This is a genomic window from Hymenobacter psychrotolerans DSM 18569 (assembly GCF_900142395.1).
Taxonomy (GTDB): domain Bacteria; phylum Bacteroidota; class Bacteroidia; order Cytophagales; family Hymenobacteraceae; genus Hymenobacter; species Hymenobacter psychrotolerans.
Genome location: NZ_FRAS01000014.1, coordinates 1 through 17,252, shown reverse-complemented (window position 1 = coordinate 17,252; position 17,252 = coordinate 1). Strand labels below are relative to the sequence as shown.

The following is a 17,252-nucleotide window of genomic DNA, read 5'->3' as shown; positions in this document are numbered from 1 at the left end:
ACTATATATACTTAATACAACTATTAGAATCTTTAGTACCATATTATCCCTCCTAAGCCCCCTAAAATCAAATTTCCTTAGCATCAGGCTGACATAATTTTACACGCTCATTTGCCCCTACCATGTACTCCTCTTCTACTGAATTGAACAACCGCTGGAACCTTACCCAGCAGCTTGCCCTCGTGACGGGCGCTTCCAGAGGAATTGGTGCGGCAATAGCGACGGAGCTGCTGAACCTGGGTGCCACGGTGCTGGCCGTAGCCCGGCAGGCTCCCGAACTGGAGGCGCAGGTAGCGGCCTGGCGGGCACTGGGCCTCGATGCGCACGCCATTGCAGCCGATGTAAGCACCGAAGCCGGCCGCCAGCTTCTACTGGACGCAGTAGCGCAACGCGGTGGCGTGCTCCACATTCTGGTCAACAATGTGGGCACCAACATCCGCAAGCCCACCACCGACTACAGCCCTACCGAGTATCAGCAGCTGCTGGCTACTAACCTGGAATCGGCGTTTGGGCTGTGCCAGGGCGCGTACCCGATGCTGAAGGCGGCTGGGGCGGCCAGCATCGTCAATGTGTCGTCGGTGGCGGGGCTGCAGCACGTGCGCACCGGCTCCATCTACGGCATGACCAAGGCGGCCCTCATTCAGCTGAGCCGCAACCTGGCCGTGGAATGGGCGCCGGCCGGCATCCGGGTGAATGCAGTGGCGCCGTGGTACATCCGCACGCCGCTGGCCGAAACCGTGCTGCGCAACCCGGAATATCTGCAGCAGGTGGTGAGCCGCACGCCGCAGGGCCGGGTAGGCGAGCCGGAGGAAGTGGCCGCCGCCGTGGCGTTTCTGTGCTTGCCGGCCGCCAGCTACATCACCGGCCAGTGCCTGAGCGTAGACGGGGGCTTCTCCGTGAATGCCTTCTGAGCACGGATTCCCGCGGTTTGCACTACTAGTTAGAACGCTCGAAAGCCCCAGAAGACTTGCCGGATACAAGTCTTCTGGGGCTTTTTCGCACAAAAGTCAGGCAGATAGAAACCTGAGCTTCTGCCGGAATCAGAACTACTTACAGCCGCGCCAGGGCCTGCTCGTAGCGGGCCAGGGAGCCTTCGGCGGAGGCCAGGTACAGGAAGGGTTCAATCAATTCCAGCTCCATGAGCAGCAGCTCGCCGTTGGCTTCCACTCCGTCTACGCGGGCGTAGAGGCAGCCCTGGGCAAACTCGCGCACGATATGGTCGGCGGCGCGGCGCAGGTGAGCAGGCGCCTCACGGGGCTCAATGCCACCACCCAGATAGTGCTGCACCCGGAAGTCGCCGGGCTTGGGAGTTTTCAGCACGCAGTGGCTGTATTCGCCGCCCAGGTAGATGAGCGACCATTCGCCCTGCTCCTGAATCTGGGGCTGAAACGGCTGCACCAGAAAATCCTCGTGGCGCAGCAGCTCCGTCAGTTCCGGGGTGCGGCGCGTGGCTTCGTCGTGGGTCAGCTCGAAGGTGTTTTTGGCCCCGCCACTCACCGAGGGCTTCATCACCAGCCGCTCACAACCAAGCGTAGCGAACAGCTCATCAGCCTGAAAAGCGCTACCCTGCGCCAGCCAGTGCGTGGGCACTATGCGCACGCCGGCCTGCTCCATGTCGCGCAGATACTGTTTGTCGGCGTTCCAGCGCACGGTTCTCACGGGGTTCAGCAGGCGTACGCCCAGCGTTTCCATCCTGTTGAGCCAAGAGTAGAACTCCTGCACCCGGTCGAAATAGTCCCACGGCGACTTGAGCACCACCACATCGTAGCTCAGCCAGTCGACGGCCGGATTGCTCCAGATGCGGGGCTCGACGCTGTGGCCTTGCTCCCGGAGGTAGCGCGTGAGCAGGTTGTCTTCATCATCGACGTTGGGCGCGGCGTACTGAGCCAGCGTTTCGCAGGTTACCAGGGCAATATTCATTGAGTACAGGTGGACTAGAGCACTGAGGTGGTTTTTGGTGATGGGGTGATGAGGTGATGAGGTAATGAGGTGATGAGGATGGAAAAATGAAATTGTGGGGATTGGCCCAGCACTTGCCACCTCATTCCTTCATCACTTCATCCCTCCTTCACCTCATCACGATTTATTTTTTCATCGCCAGATAATCGGCGGCCAGCGTGGCCAGGGTCTGCACGCCCAGCGTCAGGCCGCTTTCGTCTACGAAAAAGCCGGGGGTGTGGTGCGGCGCCGTATCGGCGGGCTTTTTGCCTTTGGGCATGCCGCCCACAAACAGAAACAGCCCAGGCACTTTCTCCTGGAAATACGCGAAGTCCTCGGCCCCGGTCACGGCTTTCTGCAGCTCCACCTGTCCGGGGCCGGCCACGCGGCGCAGCGTGGGCAGCATCTGCTCGGTGAGGCGCGGCTCGTTGTAGGTCACGGGGGCATAGTTCACGATGTCCACTTCGGCGGTGGCGCCGGCGCTTTCGGCAATGTTGGTGGCGGTGCGGCGCACGGCGGCCCAGATCTGCTGCTGCATGTCGGTGTTGAGCGTGCGGATGGTGCCGGTCAGCTCCACCTGCTCGGGAATGATGTTGTTGCGCACCCCGCCGTGCACCATGCCCACAGTCAGCACGGCGGCATCTTCGGTCAGTTGCACCTGCCGGCTCACGATGGTCTGCAGGCCCATGATGATCTGGGCGGCGGCCACTACCGGGTCCACGGCCAGCCACGGATACGCGCCGTGCGCCGACTTCCCTTTCACCTTGATGCTGAATACATCCGACGAAGCCATTTCGCCCTCGGGGCGGTAGCGGAGGGTGCCTACTTCGGTCTGGGCGTTGATGTGGACCCCGAAAATAGCATCGACTTTGGGGTTGCTGAGCACGCCTTCCTGCACCATGAGCTTGGCGCCGCCCGTCACGCCGGGCAAGGAGCCTTCTTCGGCCGGCTGAAAGATGAATTTCACGGTGCCGGGCAGGTCTTTCTTTACCTGGCTGAGTACGTTGGCCGCGCCCAGCAGCATGGCTACGTGGGTGTCGTGGCCGCAGGCGTGCATCACGCCCACTTCCTGGCCGTTGTACTGGGCGCGGGCTTTGGAGGCAAAAGGCAGCGCGACACTTTCCGTGACGGGCAGCCCGTCCATGTCGGCGCGCAGGGCCACTACGGGGCCGGGCTTGCCGCCGCGCAGGATGCCCACCACGCCGGTACGGGCCACGCCGGTCTGCACTTCCAGCCCCAGCCGCCTCAGCTCCGCCGCAATAATGCCAGCCGTGCGGGTTTCCATGTTGCCCAGCTCGGGGTGCTCGTGAATATCGCGCCGCCAGGCAATTACCTGGGTTTCCTGCTGCGCCGAGAGCTTGGCAATGCGGGCATTGAGGGCAGCATTCTGGGCAGCAGCCGGGCGGGTAAATGCAAAAGCAAGGGGAAGTAACAGGAGCAGGCGCTTCATGCGGCAGACGTGGAAAGTGGCCCCAAAAGGTACAACGCCCGCGCCGGTTCGCCAGCAATCCGGCGCGGCAGCGGCTTCCGCGCGCCCACGAACAGCAGAACCACCAAACCGCTCCGGCCACCGGCCACGCTGCGCCTGCGACGCCAGCCGGGCCTTACCTTTGCCGGATGCCGCTTTCCCCTGTTTCTGCCCCCCCACCTACTGCTGCGCCCCTGCGCTGGCCCGCCGCATGGCGTACGCCAGGCTTTCGGGGGCGGCTGCTGGGGGTGCTGGTGCTGCTGCTGGGGCTGGTGGCGGGGCTGCCGGGTTTCTTCGCCTTCATTCAGGCCCGGCCCGGCGTGGTGCTGCCCGACCCGCTGCTGGCGCTGCTGCCCGCTTACGATGTATCGGGACCCACGTTTGCGGTTATCTACCTGAGCATTGGGGCTGCTGTGGTGTATCTGCTGCCGCGGCCGGCGCTGCTGCTGCGGGCGCTGTGGGCCTACTGGCTGCTGCACCTGTGCCGCTGCCTGCTGTTGTGGCTGCTGCCGCTGGAGCCCCCGGCCGGCCTCATCCTGCTCCGCGACCCGCTGGTGGATGCGCTTATCTACGCAGCGCCGGCTCCCATCACCAAAGACCTGTTTTTCTCGGGCCACACGGCCACCGTGGCACTGCTGGCGCTGGCCGTGGGGCCGGGCCGGCTGCGCCGCTGGCTGGTGCCGGGCACCGTGGCCGTGGGCCTGCTGGTGCTGGTGCAGCACGCCCACTACACCTACGACGTGCTGGCCGCCCCGCTTTTCGCGGCATTCTGCTTCTGGCTGGCGGGCCGGATAGTTTCAGGAAGCCGGAAAGCAGCGTACTAACGGAGCAGGCTACTTCAGGTGCTTCTCGTAGATGCCGGCTGCTATTTTCTCGGTCAGGGCTTTGGGCACGAGGCCGGTCAGGTGGGCCGATACTTTGTTCAGGGCGCCCGGAATCAGCTCGGCCTCGCCGGCCAGCATGGCCGCAATACCGGCCTGCGCCACCTGCTCGGGCGTCATGGATACTTTGTTGGCGGTTTCCTGCAGGCCGGCGCTCATCCCGGCACGGTCGGCGAAGTCGGTGGTGGTGGCGCCGGGGCTGAGGCAGGTGACTGACACGCCGGAGCCGCGCAGCTCGTAGCGCAGCCCGCGTGAGAAGCTGAGCAGAAACGCCTTACTGGCCGCGTAGAGCGTGAGTGTGGGTACTGCCTGGTAGGCTGCCGTACTCGACACGTTCAGGATGAAGGACTTTTTCTGCTGCCGGAGTGCGGGCAGCAGCCGGTGCGTAAGGGCCACCGGCACGTGCATATTCAGCTGCAGCATGCTTTGCTGCTCGGCTAAGCTCAGCTCCTCAAACCGCCCCCACAGCCCATAACCCGCATTGTTCACCAGCACTGCCAACTCCTGGGTCTGGCTGTTGGCCCACTCCGCCACCTGCTCCGCGGCATTTGAAGCGGCCAGGTCCTGCGCCAGCACGGCTACTTCCACACCGGCCTGCTGGCGCAGCTCCGTGGCGGCCTGCTCCAGCTGGTCTGCGGAGCGCGCTACCAGCAGCAGGTTGTAGCCCCGGCGGGCCAGCTCGGTAGCAAAAGCGCGCCCGATTCCGCGGGAAGCGCCGGTAATGAGGGCAGTTTTCAATGAGTGGATGAGTGGATGAGTGAATGAGTGAATGAGTGACGCAACCGGCAGGTGCTGTAGACGCGGCGGTGAATGGTTGGCTGAGTAGCTGACTGCTCAGTGCGCGGAAGCTGATTTACGTGCAGTAGCCAGTATGGACACTACTTCTTCAAACTCCTTGTGCAGTGGCTTTAGCTTCTCCTCCGAAACTATACCGGACTCCATCAGAAGCTCCAGCCAAAACAGCGTTTCGTCAGCCTCTTCCACACAAATACAAAGCTTTGCATAATATTCTGCTTTTGACCTAGCCCGGCAAACAGCACGGTAGTTTGCCCCAACGGATGTGGAAGCCCGCAACAACTGCCGCCCAATAATCCGTGCCTCCTCGGTCTTCGGTAGTTGCTGAAACAGCCGGATAGTACGCAAGGATAACTGCTTTGTACGGTTCCTCAACGCATCTATAAAAGCAACCTTATCTACCGAGCCCATAAGCTGTCAGAAAAAACACTCATTCACTCATTCACTCATTCACTCACTCATTCACTCTACTTCACCAGGTGCAGAAAGCGCAGGTAGAACGGCGTGGGGCTGTGTTCGTGCTTGGGCTGGTACTTGCCGGCCACGATGGGCACATACATCACGCGGCGCCTCGACACCTCCCCCACCAGCGGCGACTGCGCCACGCGGTGCCACATGCGGCCGTCGTGCACGGTCAGGTCACCGGGCTCGGTTTCCACGGCTATTTCGTGCGAGTCGGCGCTGACGTCCTTGTAGTATTTCTTGCGAAACAGCATTTCGCGCAGCGGCTGGCGGTGCGTGCCCGGAATCAGGCGCAGGCCGCCGTTGGTGGCCGGCGTGCCATCGAGGTGGAAGCCTACGTTCAGCATCGGGCCGATGCGCTTGCCGTAGAACACGTCCCGCAGCGAGTCGGTGTGCCAGCCCATCTGCGAAAACTCCGAGCCCGGCACGTTCACGTAGTGGTTGATGACGAGGCCGTCCTTTTCGTTGATGCCGACGCGGCCGCCCGGCGCTTCGAGCAGCGGAAACAAGGCCCGAAAGCGCGCATCCTGCAGGAACTCGGCCAGCACGGGGCTGTAGTGCGAGGCAAAGGCGAAGCGCTGCACGATGGGCGAGCCATCCACGTCTTTGCCGTATTTGATGGGGACGCCGTTTACTTTCTGCACCCCTTCGGCCAGCCACTGCTGCTGCACGGCTTCGGTGGCCCGCAGCAGCTCCTGCACCTGCCCGGGGCCGGCAAAAGCGCGAAAGTGAAGAAAGCCGTGTTGCCGGAAGAAGTCCAGCTGTTCGGTTGTGAGGGCAGAACCGAGCGTAAAGCGTGGATAGGGTAGTGGTAGAGAAGCCATAGTAGCCGTTGCGGCCGGAAGCACGCCCGCAGGCGCAAAGATACAAGGTGAGAGGGCGCCGCCCTATGCGCCGGCGGGCGAGCCGGCCGCAGAAAAGCAGTGAAGCTGCACGCTACAGCGTGAAGAACTGGTGAAACCCGCAAACAGGCGCTCAGGTTTTGGCTGCCCCTCGTACCTTAGCTGTAATGTCTGCTTTCCGGTTTCGTCTGCTACGGCCAGGATGGCTCCTGCTGGCGTCCTGCGCCCTGAGTCTGCTGCTTCCCGAGTTTGCCCCGGCCCAAACGGCGGGCAGCCGCCTCGTGCCGTTCCGCAAAGGCAGCCGCTGGGGCTATGCCGACCAGAGCCGCCGCCTCGTGCTGCCGCTGGCCTACGATGAGGCCGGCCCCTTCGTGCAGGAGCTGGCCTGGGTGCGCCAGGGCCCGCTCTACGGCTACATCGATGGCAGTGGCAACGCCCTGATACCGGCCCAGTACAGCTACGCCGGCAACTTCGGGCCCGACGGGCGCGCCACCGTGGTGCTGCGCGGCGACACCTTCGCCATCGGGCCGGCCGGCCACCGCCTCGCCTCGCCCGCCGGGCCGGAGCCCGAAACCGACTACCTGGAGCAGGGCGACCTGCTGCGCCGCCAGGGCAAAGTCGGCTTCCGGTTCACGAGCGGCTCCAGCACCGTAGTGCCCGCCGAGTACGACGAAATCCGGGACCTGCACCACAGCGGGCTGCTGCTGGTGCGCCAGGGCAGCAAGTGGGGCGTGCTTAACGCCAAAGGCCGCCTCGTGCTGCCGCTGGAGTATGACGCCATCCGGGCCACGGCCGCCAACGGCTTCCTGTATCCGATAGTGGAGCAGGCCGGCCGCTTCGGCTACCTCAGCCACGAGGGCCGGCTGCTGACCGAGGTGAAATACGCCGCCGCCGAACCCTTCGTGGCCGACGTGGCCCGCGTAACCACCAGCACCGGGCAGCCGGGCTACATCGACAGCAAAGGGCGCGAGTTCTGGGAAGATAAGTAGCCCCACGGCCGCCCGCCCGAGGCCCGCACCGGCCGGTTTTGCTACAACCCAGGCTAGTATGTATAGACAGCAAGCAAAAAGCACGTCATGCTGAGCCTGCCGAAGCATCTCTACCGCAGTGGTAACCAGAAATTACGTTGGCGGTAGAGATGCTTCGGCTTCGCTCAGCATGACGGTCTGGCGAACATCTGACCACTTGTTACACCCACTCTCCACACTGCCTAGCATACAACCATCCGCATGCGGCTACTGAGCACCGGGCTGCCTTTTATGAACAGGCACCAAGTGTTAGGCAGCACCGGGATGCCGGATACGGACAGCCGCCAGGTGTTATGCAGCACCTGCTTTCCTGATATGCACGGGCACTGATGGTTAGGCAGCAAAGGCTTGCCTTATGCGTGCATTCTTCGTCGGTTACTATACAACGACGTAGTTGAGGCGGTCGGCGGCACGCAGTAGGGCTACGCGGGGGCGGCGGGCATGGGGCTGAAATGGTGGGCGTTGGCTATCTTCCGGTCCGCAGCTATCTACGCGGGTGCTATCCGATGTCTACCTCCCCTATTTCCGCCCCCGATGAGCTGGTGGGCCACCTCGCCGCCCGCGTAGCCCGCCGCGACCAGCCCCCGCCGCCCGACGAGCACACCTTCACGCCGGCCCGCGTGCGGCAGCGCCTCGAAGACACACTGGCCGCGCTGGTGCCCGGCCGCAATGCGCGGGGCCGGGCCACGCAGGCGCACATGTGCTACGCGTTTCTGCGGCAGGAGGCCTGCACGGCGGCCCAGCTGGCGGCCGCGGCCGGGGTGGGCCGGGTGGCGGGCAGCCACGCCCACACGGGGCTGGTGCGGGCCGGGCTGCTGCGCTTTGCCTACGAGGGGCCGCGCCGTGTTTTCCGCCTCACCCGGTTCGGCGAAGACTGGCTGCTGGCCGTGGCCCGCAACGAGCACCCGCCGGTGGCCCCGCTGCCGTAAACAGGCGCATTCGTTTCTCTCTGCTCTTTCTGCTTATGCCTTTCTTTTCTTCCTATAGTAGCAGTGCCGGCGCTTTATGGGGCCGGTTTTTTGGGCCCGGCCGGGGCTCGGCTTTCCCACAGTGGGTGTGCCGCTGGGCGGCCGTGATGGTGCTGGCGGCCCTGCCGGCCGGGGCGTTTGCGCAGCAGGCGCCGCCCACGGTGTACAGCTATGCCGAGCAGATGCCCACCTACCGCCACGGCCGCGACCGGGCGCTGGCGCAGTTTGTGGAGCGCAACCGCAGGTTTCCGCGGGAGCAATGGGGCACGCAGGGCCAGGTGTTCGTGCGCTTCATCGTGACGGATACGGGCGTGGTGCGTGAGGCCGAAGTGGTGAAGGGCCTCAACCCCACCCTCGATGCCGAGGCCCTGCGCGTGATTCATCTGCTGGACGGGGAGTTTCGGCCGGCCCGCCAGAACGGGAAGCCCGTGGCGGTGTACTACACGCTGGCCGTGCCGTTCGTCACGAAGTAGCCTTGCCGTTGCCTGTGATAGGGGCCGGGGTAATGTTTCCCGGAAAAATTCGCACTTTACCCGCTCATCGTCCTAAGCGTAATTCCCATGATATTCACGCCCAGCCCCATGCTGCTGAAGCTGCTCTACACCCGCGGCAGCCTCCACAACACGCCCGAAGGCGTGGCCTTCAGCATCAAGAACCGCCTCGATACGGTGCGCATCACCCGCATCGACTATGTGCAGCTTGACGGCGTGAAGATTGGCGTGGAGCAGATTGCGCTGGACCTGGGCGAGGGCGACGTGCGCCCGGCTACCATCTTCAACGCCGACAATACCGGCTACACGCTGCCGGTGGGCCAGGCCGCTACGTTCCATCTGGCTACTGAGCACCTGAAGGAGGGAATCCACAAAGTGCAGGTGCAGTTTTCGGCCGACCCGTTCGGCGACCTGAACGTGGAGGTGGAGGACGCCATTGCGCAGCAGCACGACAACAAGCACCGCATTCCGCGCCAAGACCAGGACGACTACTCCGAGGCCGCCATTCAGGCCCGGCAGCGCTTCGCCGAGGAATTCTCGGGGCAGGAGTTCAAGCACCTCAAGCACTACTCCTTCGATGCCCACGACCTGCAGGGCAACTGCGAGCATTTCACGGGCGTGGCCCAGATTCCGGTGGGGCTGGCCGGCCCGCTGCGCGTGAACGGGGAGCACGCCGACGGTGAGTTCCTGATTCCGATGGCCACCACCGAGGGCACGCTGGTAGCGAGCTACAACCGGGGCATGCAGGTGCTCAACCTGTGCGGCGGTGTCAAGTGTACCGTCATCGGCGACGCCATGCAGCGGGCTCCGGTGTTCGTGTTTGATGATGCCCGCGGCGCCCGGGACTTTGGGCGCTGGGTAGAGGAGAATATCGAGCAGATCCGGCCCGAGGCCGAAAGCACCTCCCGCGTAGCCAGGCTGCAGTACATTGATACGTATCTGAGCAACAAGTTTGCCTTCCTGCGCTTCAACTACAGCACCGGCGACGCGGCCGGGCAGAACATGGTGGGCCGCGCCACCTTCGCGGCCTGCTCCTGGATTCTGGAGCACTACAAGGGCGCGCCCATCCGCCACTTCTACCTCGAGTCCAACTTCGCCACCGACAAGAAGGCGTCCCAGATCAACGTGATGCGCACCCGGGGCAAGCGGGTGGTAGCCGAGGCCGTCATCAAGCGCGACATTCTGCAGCAGCGCATGCGCGTGACGCCCGAGCAGCTGGCTTACCACGGGCAGGTGAGCAACGTGGGGGCGTTTCTGAGCGGCGCCAACAACAACGGCGCGCACTCGGCCAATGGCATTACGGCCCTGTTCATTGCCACCGGCCAGGACGTGGCCAACGTGAGCGAATCGTCGGCGGGCGTGCTGTACTCGGAAATCACGCCCGAAGGCGACCTGTACATCAGCATCACCATCCCGAGCCTGATAGTGGCCACGCACGGCGGCGGCACTGGCCTGGCCACCCAGAACGAGTGCCTGCGCATGCTGGGCTGCGTGGGCCGCGGCACCGTGAACAAGTTCGCGGAAATAGTGGCCGGCGTGGTGCTGGCCGGCGAGCTAAGCCTGGGCTCGGCCATCAGCAGCTCCGACTGGGTGAGCAGCCACGAGCAGTACGGCCGCAACCGCTAAAGGCTAAAGGCTGTCCGGCGGGAACTTACCAGGCCCGGAAAGCGGTATATTTGACGTCTGTATCTCCACCCAATTCCTCCTATGAAACCTGTTCTGCCGCTGCTATTTGCGTTGTCTTTATCGGCCTCTTCTGCCCTGGCTCAGGCGGGCATGAGCTCCTATGATATGGCCGACGTCACGCGCGGCCGGCCCATGTCGGCCCGCAACCTCAACATGAGTACCGCCAACAAAGAAGCCGCCATTGCGGGCACGCCGGCGCTGGGTTACTACAACCAGGGCTGGAATGCGGGCACCGTGCAGCCACTCGACGGAGAGAAAGGCCCGGTTTCGGGGGTACGCTACAACCTGAAACTGCAGTGGCTGGAGGTGCAGGATGCCACGGCGCCCGGCGGCATTCGAGTGTATCCATCGGGTACGCTCAAAAGCTTCACGCTGGTACCGGCGGCCGGGCAGGCTCCGCACCTGTTCCGCGAGTACAAATACAGCTCGACGCGCACCGGCTCGGGGCGCGGCTTTATGGAAGAGCTGAACCGCACCGGCGACGTGCGCCTGCTGGTGCGCCACACATTTGAGGAGCGCGCCGCCGAAATCAACCCGGCCCTGAACACCGTGATTCGTCCGGCGCAGCAGCTGCACGTCACCACGCTGTTCTATACGCAGGCAGCCAAGCCCGATTTTGCCGGCGAGCTGACGCTGGACCGCCGCAACATGATGCGCGTGTTTAAAGCCCGCGCCGGCGACATGGACGCTTACGCCAAGTACAAGGGCCTCGACTACAGCAACCTAAACGACGTGCTGAAAATGGTGGAGCACTACAATACCCTGGCTGCTACCCCAGCCGAGTAACGCCGGGCAGGAAGCAGATTCCACTCTTTCGCCTCCAAACAAGAGCGCCTGCCACGTGTGGCAGGCGCTCTTGTTTAGGGTTTAGCCTCAGGAAATCAGCAACTAATCCATCATATCGGCGGCGCGCGGCGGGTCGGGCACGAAGCCGGGCTGCCAGCTCATGGGGTAGCGCGGGTCTACGTAGGGCAGCGCGGCTTCGGTGAGGTAGAGCGGCCGGAACGTGTCTACCATCACGGCCAGCTCGTGGGTTTCCTTCTTGCCGATGCTGGCCTCCACGGTGCCGGGGTGCGGCCCGTGCGGAATGCCGCTGGGGTGCCACGTAAACGAGGCCAGATCCACGCCTTTGCGCGACATGAAGTTGCCGGCCACATAGTACAGCACCTCATCCGAATCGACGTTGGAGTGGTTGTAAGGGGCCGGAATGCTCAGCGGATGGTAATCGAAGAGGCGCGGCACGAAGGAGCAGATGACGAAGTTGTTGGCCTCGAAGTGCTGGTGCACGGGCGGCGGCTGGTGCAGGCGGCCCGTAATCGGCTCAAAATCGTGGATGCTGGTGGCGTAAGGATAGAAGTAGCCGTCCCAGCCCACCACATCAAACGGCGAGTGGCCATACGTAAGATGGTGCAACTGGCCTTCCTTCTTGATCTTGACCAGATACTCGCCTGACTCCTGCACGTCGTCCTGAATCAGCTCGTGGGGCGGCCGGATGTCCCGCTCGCAGTAGGGCGAGTGTTCCAGCAGCTGCCCGAAGTGGTTGCGGTAGCGGCGGCACGTTTCCACGGGGCTGAACGACTCGATGATGAGCAGGCGCACTGGCCCGTCCTCGAAGTGCAACTGGTGAATGATGGTGCGCGGAATAACGATGTAGTCGCCGGGCTCGAAGGCGACTTTGCCCATCTGGCTCCACAGCTCACCCCGGCCTTCGTGCACGAAAATCACCTCGTCGGCCAGGGCGTTTTTGTAGTAGTACTGCATCCGCTTTTCCGTGGGGTTGCAGATGCTGAGCGTCACGTCGGCGTTGCCGAGCATGGTCTGGCGTGCCTGCAGGTAGTCGCCGCCGGTGGTGGTCTGGGCCAGGGTGCGCAGGTGCGCCGGCTCCAGCGGCCGGTCTTTCAGCAGCTTGGGGCTGTAGGGCTCGGGCGTGCCTACCGTGCGGATTTCGGTGGGCAAATGCTTGTGGTAGAGCAGCGACGAGACGCCATGAAAGCCCAGCGTGCCTACCAGCTGCTCGGCATAGAGCGAGCCGTCGGGCTGGCGGAACTGGGTGTGGCGCTTGCGCGGAATCTGGCCAAGGCGGTGGTAGTAAGCCATGCGGGAAACGGGCGTTGCGGGTGGAAACCGGGTGAGAAGTTGGGACGGTGAAGGTAAGAAGTTTGGCAGAAGCCCGCGCCGGCCGCTCGTCTGGCCAGCCCGGACTTACCGGAACGCAACCGGCTACCTTTGCGTCTTGAGTAGCTGTGGCTTAGTACCGGGCCTCTGCTGATACTGCTGATCTATGCGTTCTGTTCGTTTTCGGGGCCTGTTGCCCATCGGGTTTGCACTGCTGGCCGCCGCGCCTTCTGCCGCGCCGCGCGCCCGTGCCTTCACCTTTACTTACACGGCCACCGTACCCGCCGCTCTGCCAGCCGGCTCCGACTCGCTGGAGCTGTGGCTGCCGGTGCCCCACCCCGACGCCTCGCAGGATATCCGGGACCTGAAAATCACGGCGTCGGTGCCCTACAAGCTGGCGGCGGCGCCGTACGGCAACCAGGTGCTGCACCTGAAAGTGCCCGCCGCGCAGGCCGCGAATCTGCGCGTGGCGATGCAGTTTGAAGCCACCCGGCGCGAGCATCTGAACCCGTTTCTGGCGCCAGCTACCACGGGCAAAGCTCCAAAAGCCCGCGCCACCGAACCTACTGACCCCGACATGGCCCGCTGGCTGGCTCCCGACCGGCTGGTGCCGCTGGATGCCAAAATCAAGACTTGGGCGCAGGAAGTAGTGACGAAGGCCGGCGCCAAAACCGACCTCCAAAAGGCCCGCGCCGTGTATGAGCACGTCGTCAGCACCGTTACGTACGACAAAAGCGGGCAGGGCTGGGGCCGCGGCGACATCTACTATGCCTGCGACGCCCGCCGCGGCAACTGCACCGATTTTCACGCCGTGTTTATCGGCTATTGCCGCGCGCTGGGCATTCCGGCCCGGTTCAGCATTGGGTTCCCGCTGCCCGCGGAGCGCGGCACCGGCGAAATCAAAGGCTACCACTGCTGGGCCGAGTTCTATACCAGGCAAACCGGCTGGGTACCCGTTGATGCCTCCGAAGCCGCCAAAGACCCCAGCCGCCGCGCCTACTTCTTCGGCGCCCACGACGAAAACCGCATCGAATTCACCCGGGGCCGCGACGTGCAGCTGACCCCACGCCAGCAAAGCCAGCCCCTCAACTACTTCATCTATCCCTACGCCGAGGTAGACGGCAAGCCCTTCGAAGGCATAGCGCGGGAGTTCCGGTATCAGGATGTGAGCAAGTAGTGCCCGGCCGGTCTGGCGGCGAAGCTGCGCAGTTAGACTAGTATGTGACTTTATGGCAATAGCTGCCGCAGCAAGAGCTTTGATGGCTATTCGACTACTAGCCGTAGCGTGCGAACAGCGGAGGCGGCCCGTATCCGTAGCATGTATAATCCAGGGCTTAGCCCAGATAGAGGAACTTGTTTGTTTGTTACAGTACGTACCAAGCGACCCTGAGTGCTAAATACTTCGACCACTACTGGGCCTGATGGCAAGCCTGCAATGCGAACCTGAGTCCGAGCAGGATTGGGGAATAGGCGCCATGCAGCCGTTGCCCGGGCGTCTTTGGTAGCCAAGGGTGTACCGCCGCTGGGAACATAAATGGGAGTTGGGTTATCGATGGGCTGCGCCAACTGCCCGTTGCGGTTTGTGCCCCAAGCCCACAACTGACCGTCGGTACGAATAGCGAGCATATGCTCGCCGCCGGTAGCTACTTGCTGCCATGTTGCCCCCGTGCCCACCTGCACAGGAGCGTTCTGGCTTACCAAGGTACCGTTGCCTAATTGTCCAAAATAGTTGCTTCCCCAAGTCCAGAGCGTGCCATTACTGCGCAGCGCCGCCGACACAGCTCCCCTCGCCTGCACCTGCTGCCAAGTCGTGACGGTACCAATCTGCCGGGGAGTTAGAAGTTGGCCGAGCGTAGTAGTGCCCCAACTCCAGATTGTACCGTTGGTACGCAGTGCCAGCGTATGCTCATTTCCGGCACTTACCTGTCGCCAAGTAGTTGCCGTACCGACCTGGACTGGTGTGCCTTGGCTTATGGTGGTGCCCTCCCCCAATTGCCCGCTGTCATTTTGCCCCCACGCCCAAAGGGTGCCATCGGTACGAACCGCCATACTATGGGCGTTACCGGCACTCACACTCTGCCATGTAGTAGCCGTACCTACCTGTGTTGGCTCGCTGACGGAGGAAGAAGTTATGCCGAGCTGTCCGAAGGAGTTGTCGCCCCAGGCCCAAAGGGTACCATCGGTGCGGATAGCCAATACGTGCCGCCCACCAACGCTCACGCTGTGCCATGTAGTAGCGGAATCAAGCTTCACCGGCAGCCGCTGAATATTCCCAGTACCAGATACTCCCCATCCCCAAAGCGTTCCATCGGCTCGGATGGCCACTGTATATCGGTTATTTGCACTTATACTCCGCCAAACCGCCAGCCCTACCTGCACCGGGCGGTCTTGCGTACGAGAAGATCCATCCCCTAGCTGTCCCCAGAAATTTTCACCCCAGGTCCACAGAGTGCCATCCGTACGAATCCCTACGGAGTGGTCACTGCCCGCTGCCACCTGTTGCCACGTGCTAGGAGGTGCTATTGCCACGGGTGCCAGTTGTAGCCCACTGTTGTTGCCGAGTTGCCCATAGGTATTGTCGCCCCACGCCCAGAAAGTATTATCTGTTCGCAACGCTATGGTGTATCGATAACCAGCCGCCGCGTTTTTCCACCCTGATAGGCTACCTACCTGAACTGGCGAAAGCCGCTGGCTAGTGGTACCATTACCGATTTGACCGTACGCATTTTCGCCCCATGCCCACAAAGTTCTATCGGAACGAAGCGCTACACTATGGTCGTAACCTGCCGAAACGGTCTGCCAGTTGGTGAGCGGGCTTATTTGCACCGGGCTCAGATATCGGGCAGTAGTACCTGTGCCCAGCTGCCCCCAGGTATTGTCGCCCCACGCCCAGAGCGACCCATCTGTACGAATGGCCAGTGTGTGGCCCATCCCTGCTGCTACTTGACGCCAAGTAGCAGTAGCTCCTACTTGTATGGGTACAGACTGGTTCGTTTGCGTACCGTTGCCGAGTTGGCCGTAATAGTTTGCGCCCCACGCCCAGAGCGACCCATCTGTACGAATGGCCAGTGTGTGGCCCATCCCTGCTGCTACTTGACGCCAAGTAGCAGTAGCTCCTACTTGTATGGGTACAGACTGGTTCGTTTGCGTACCGTTGCCGAGTTGGCCGTAATAGTTTGCGCCCCACGCCCAGAGCGACCCATCTGTACGAATGGCCATACCGTATCTCTCGCCTGCACTCACACTCTGCCAGTTGGTAGCGGTGCCGAGTTGTACGGGTGCGTTTGTACCCATTGGTACATTATTGCCTGCCTGCCCGTTGCTGTTGCTTCCCCAACTCCACAGCGACCCATCCGTGCGGATAGCTAATACATGGGTTTCGCCCGCACTTACGCTACGCCATGTATCAAGCCCAACCCGCGAAGGGTAGCTCCAACTGCTGTTTGTTCCGTTTCCTAACTGACCTACGTCGTTCGCGCCCCAACTCCAGAGACTACCGTCTTTGCGTACAGCTACAGTGAAGTTACGGCCGGCGCTTACGCTTGCCCAGGTAGTATCCGCGCCTACCTGAACGGGTGCAGCCTGATTGAGCGTAGTACCATCGCCGAGTTGACCTGAACTGTTTTCTCCCCAAGTCCAGAGTGTGCCGTCTGGATGCACCGACGCTGTATGCATATGCCCTGCAGCTATGACCTGTGCTTCGCTTGGGGTAGCTCCTGCCAACAACCGAATCAGGCTAACTAAGCAGAGTAAAAGATGAAATCGAAAAGTATAGTGAGGCATAAATCAAGATGAAAATTGATTCCGGAATAGTTATGGCACACCATCCGCAATTGGTCAAATATACATCAGCAAGAGATGCTTCTCTTGATAATCAGCTTCAACGCTAGCCCGCGCGTTGTTTAGTAACTGCGTCTCAACCCACATGTACCCAAATTTAGGAGCATGTTGGGAAATTTAAGAAACCGTTGTTTCTGCCATGCTGAGCTTGTCGAAGCTTCTCTACCGCTTCGTTGAAAAAGCCACGAACGAAGTGGTAGATAGGCTTCGATAAGCTCAGAATGACGTTCTTTTTCAAATTCCAAATACACACTGCGCCTGTCCCGTAGTTTCCCAAAACCCTAAGTGATTCGCGTCAAGTAAGGAGCAGCCTAGCTACCATTTAAAATCAAAAACGGCCGGAGTCCCCACCCCGGCCGCTTTGCAGTATAGATTTCCCCTAATTCTAATAGACCTAATTCGGAAAAGGTGGCTAAGTTAATCCGCGAGGAGCAGCCGTAGATTTGGGCATGGATTACCGTGCCTTACGCGAGCGGCCCCGGCAGTTTCTGGCCCTGACCAGCCTGCACGTGGCCGAGTTTGACGACTTGCTCACCGCCTTCGCGCCGGCCTGGGAGCGGCACCACCGCTGGCATACGCTGGCGGGGAAGCGGCGGCAGTTTCCGGCTCACCGCGAACGGCCGACGGCGGTGCTGGCGGGCAGCGATGTGAAGCTGTTTTTTCTGCTCACCTACCTGAAAAGCAATGCCCTGCAAGAACACCAGGCGGCCAGTTTTGGCGTTTCGCAGGCCCGTGTCA

Annotated in this window: 16 protein-coding genes; 9 read left to right on the top strand and 7 right to left on the bottom strand. The window is 62.2% G+C overall.

Going from position 1 to position 17,252, the window contains the following annotated elements; genetic code table 11:
- Positions 1 to 122: 122 nt before the first annotated feature.
- The gene (locus BUE15_RS13180) at positions 123 to 911 is read left to right on the top strand and encodes an SDR family oxidoreductase (RefSeq protein WP_170865262.1); all 789 of its coding nucleotides are present in this window, start codon (positions 123 to 125) and stop codon (positions 909 to 911) included.
- Positions 912 to 1,050: 139 nt separating this feature from the next.
- Here the strand turns inward: BUE15_RS13180 and BUE15_RS13175 are convergent, their stop codons facing one another.
- Positions 1,051 to 1,920 (bottom strand): ATP-grasp domain-containing protein, encoded by an 870-nt coding sequence (locus BUE15_RS13175; protein WP_073285798.1) that lies wholly within the window; start codon positions 1,918 to 1,920, stop codon positions 1,051 to 1,053.
- A 163-nt stretch (positions 1,921 to 2,083) separates the two neighbouring features.
- Entirely contained in the window at positions 2,084 to 3,388 is a 1,305-nt protein-coding gene (locus BUE15_RS13170; protein ID WP_073285795.1) for an amidohydrolase, read from the bottom strand.
- Between the two features lie 167 nt (positions 3,389 to 3,555).
- Here BUE15_RS13170 and BUE15_RS13165 point away from each other — a divergent pair, with 167 nt between their 5' ends.
- Positions 3,556 to 4,230: a phosphatase PAP2-related protein gene (locus tag BUE15_RS13165; RefSeq protein ID WP_073285792.1), complete on the top strand. Its 675-nt coding sequence runs from the start codon at positions 3,556 to 3,558 to the stop codon at positions 4,228 to 4,230.
- Positions 4,231 to 4,239: 9 nt separating this feature from the next.
- Here BUE15_RS13165 and BUE15_RS13160 read toward each other — a convergent pair whose 3' ends face one another.
- The 3 genes from BUE15_RS13160 to BUE15_RS13150 all read right to left on the bottom strand — a co-directional run bounded on the left by BUE15_RS13160 (position 4,240) and on the right by BUE15_RS13150 (position 6,368).
- The gene (locus tag BUE15_RS13160; protein WP_073285789.1) at positions 4,240 to 5,025 is read right to left on the bottom strand and encodes an SDR family NAD(P)-dependent oxidoreductase; all 786 of its coding nucleotides are present in this window, start codon (positions 5,023 to 5,025) and stop codon (positions 4,240 to 4,242) included.
- Between the two features lie 96 nt (positions 5,026 to 5,121).
- Positions 5,122 to 5,493 (bottom strand): four helix bundle protein, encoded by a 372-nt coding sequence (locus tag BUE15_RS13155; protein ID WP_073285786.1) that lies wholly within the window; start codon positions 5,491 to 5,493, stop codon positions 5,122 to 5,124.
- A 56-nt stretch (positions 5,494 to 5,549) separates the two neighbouring features.
- A complete protein-coding gene (locus BUE15_RS13150) occupies positions 5,550 to 6,368 on the bottom strand; it encodes a phytanoyl-CoA dioxygenase family protein (RefSeq protein WP_073285783.1) in 819 nt (272 codons plus the stop codon).
- A 185-nt stretch (positions 6,369 to 6,553) separates the two neighbouring features.
- Between BUE15_RS13150 and BUE15_RS13145 the strand changes: the two genes are divergently transcribed.
- The 5 genes from BUE15_RS13145 (at position 6,554) to BUE15_RS13125 (ending at position 11,345) form a co-directional block, all read left to right on the top strand.
- A complete protein-coding gene (locus BUE15_RS13145; RefSeq protein ID WP_073285780.1) occupies positions 6,554 to 7,375 on the top strand; it encodes a WG repeat-containing protein in 822 nt (273 codons plus the stop codon).
- Positions 7,376 to 7,920: 545 nt separating this feature from the next.
- Entirely contained in the window at positions 7,921 to 8,343 is a 423-nt protein-coding gene (locus BUE15_RS13140; protein WP_073285777.1) for a hypothetical protein, read from the top strand.
- Positions 8,344 to 8,378: 35 nt separating this feature from the next.
- On the top strand, positions 8,379 to 8,855 hold the full coding sequence (locus tag BUE15_RS13135; protein WP_073285775.1) for an energy transducer TonB: 477 nt from the start codon (positions 8,379 to 8,381) through the stop codon (positions 8,853 to 8,855).
- Between the two features lie 87 nt (positions 8,856 to 8,942).
- Positions 8,943 to 10,499: a hydroxymethylglutaryl-CoA reductase gene (locus tag BUE15_RS13130; protein WP_073285772.1), complete on the top strand. Its 1,557-nt coding sequence runs from the start codon at positions 8,943 to 8,945 to the stop codon at positions 10,497 to 10,499.
- Positions 10,500 to 10,580: 81 nt separating this feature from the next.
- Positions 10,581 to 11,345, top strand: a complete 765-nt coding sequence (locus tag BUE15_RS13125; RefSeq protein ID WP_139252280.1) for a hypothetical protein — start codon at positions 10,581 to 10,583, stop codon at positions 11,343 to 11,345.
- Positions 11,346 to 11,447: 102 nt separating this feature from the next.
- Here the strand turns inward: BUE15_RS13125 and BUE15_RS13120 are convergent, their stop codons facing one another.
- A complete protein-coding gene (locus BUE15_RS13120) occupies positions 11,448 to 12,656 on the bottom strand; it encodes a homogentisate 1,2-dioxygenase (RefSeq protein WP_073285766.1) in 1,209 nt (402 codons plus the stop codon).
- A gap of 184 nt (positions 12,657 to 12,840) precedes the next feature.
- Between BUE15_RS13120 and BUE15_RS13115 the strand changes: the two genes are divergently transcribed.
- Positions 12,841 to 13,851, top strand: a complete 1,011-nt coding sequence (locus BUE15_RS13115; RefSeq protein WP_073285764.1) for a transglutaminase-like domain-containing protein — start codon at positions 12,841 to 12,843, stop codon at positions 13,849 to 13,851.
- Positions 13,852 to 13,937: 86 nt separating this feature from the next.
- On the opposite strand, the gene BUE15_RS22645 is transcribed toward BUE15_RS13115, so the two are convergent.
- Positions 13,938 to 16,457: an RCC1 domain-containing protein gene (locus tag BUE15_RS22645; protein ID WP_084549033.1), complete on the bottom strand. Its 2,520-nt coding sequence runs from the start codon at positions 16,455 to 16,457 to the stop codon at positions 13,938 to 13,940.
- A gap of 506 nt (positions 16,458 to 16,963) precedes the next feature.
- Here BUE15_RS22645 and BUE15_RS13105 point away from each other — a divergent pair.
- Positions 16,964 to 17,252, top strand: a 289-nt coding sequence (locus tag BUE15_RS13105; RefSeq protein ID WP_211617656.1) for a hypothetical protein, incomplete at its 3' end; no start/stop codon positions are given.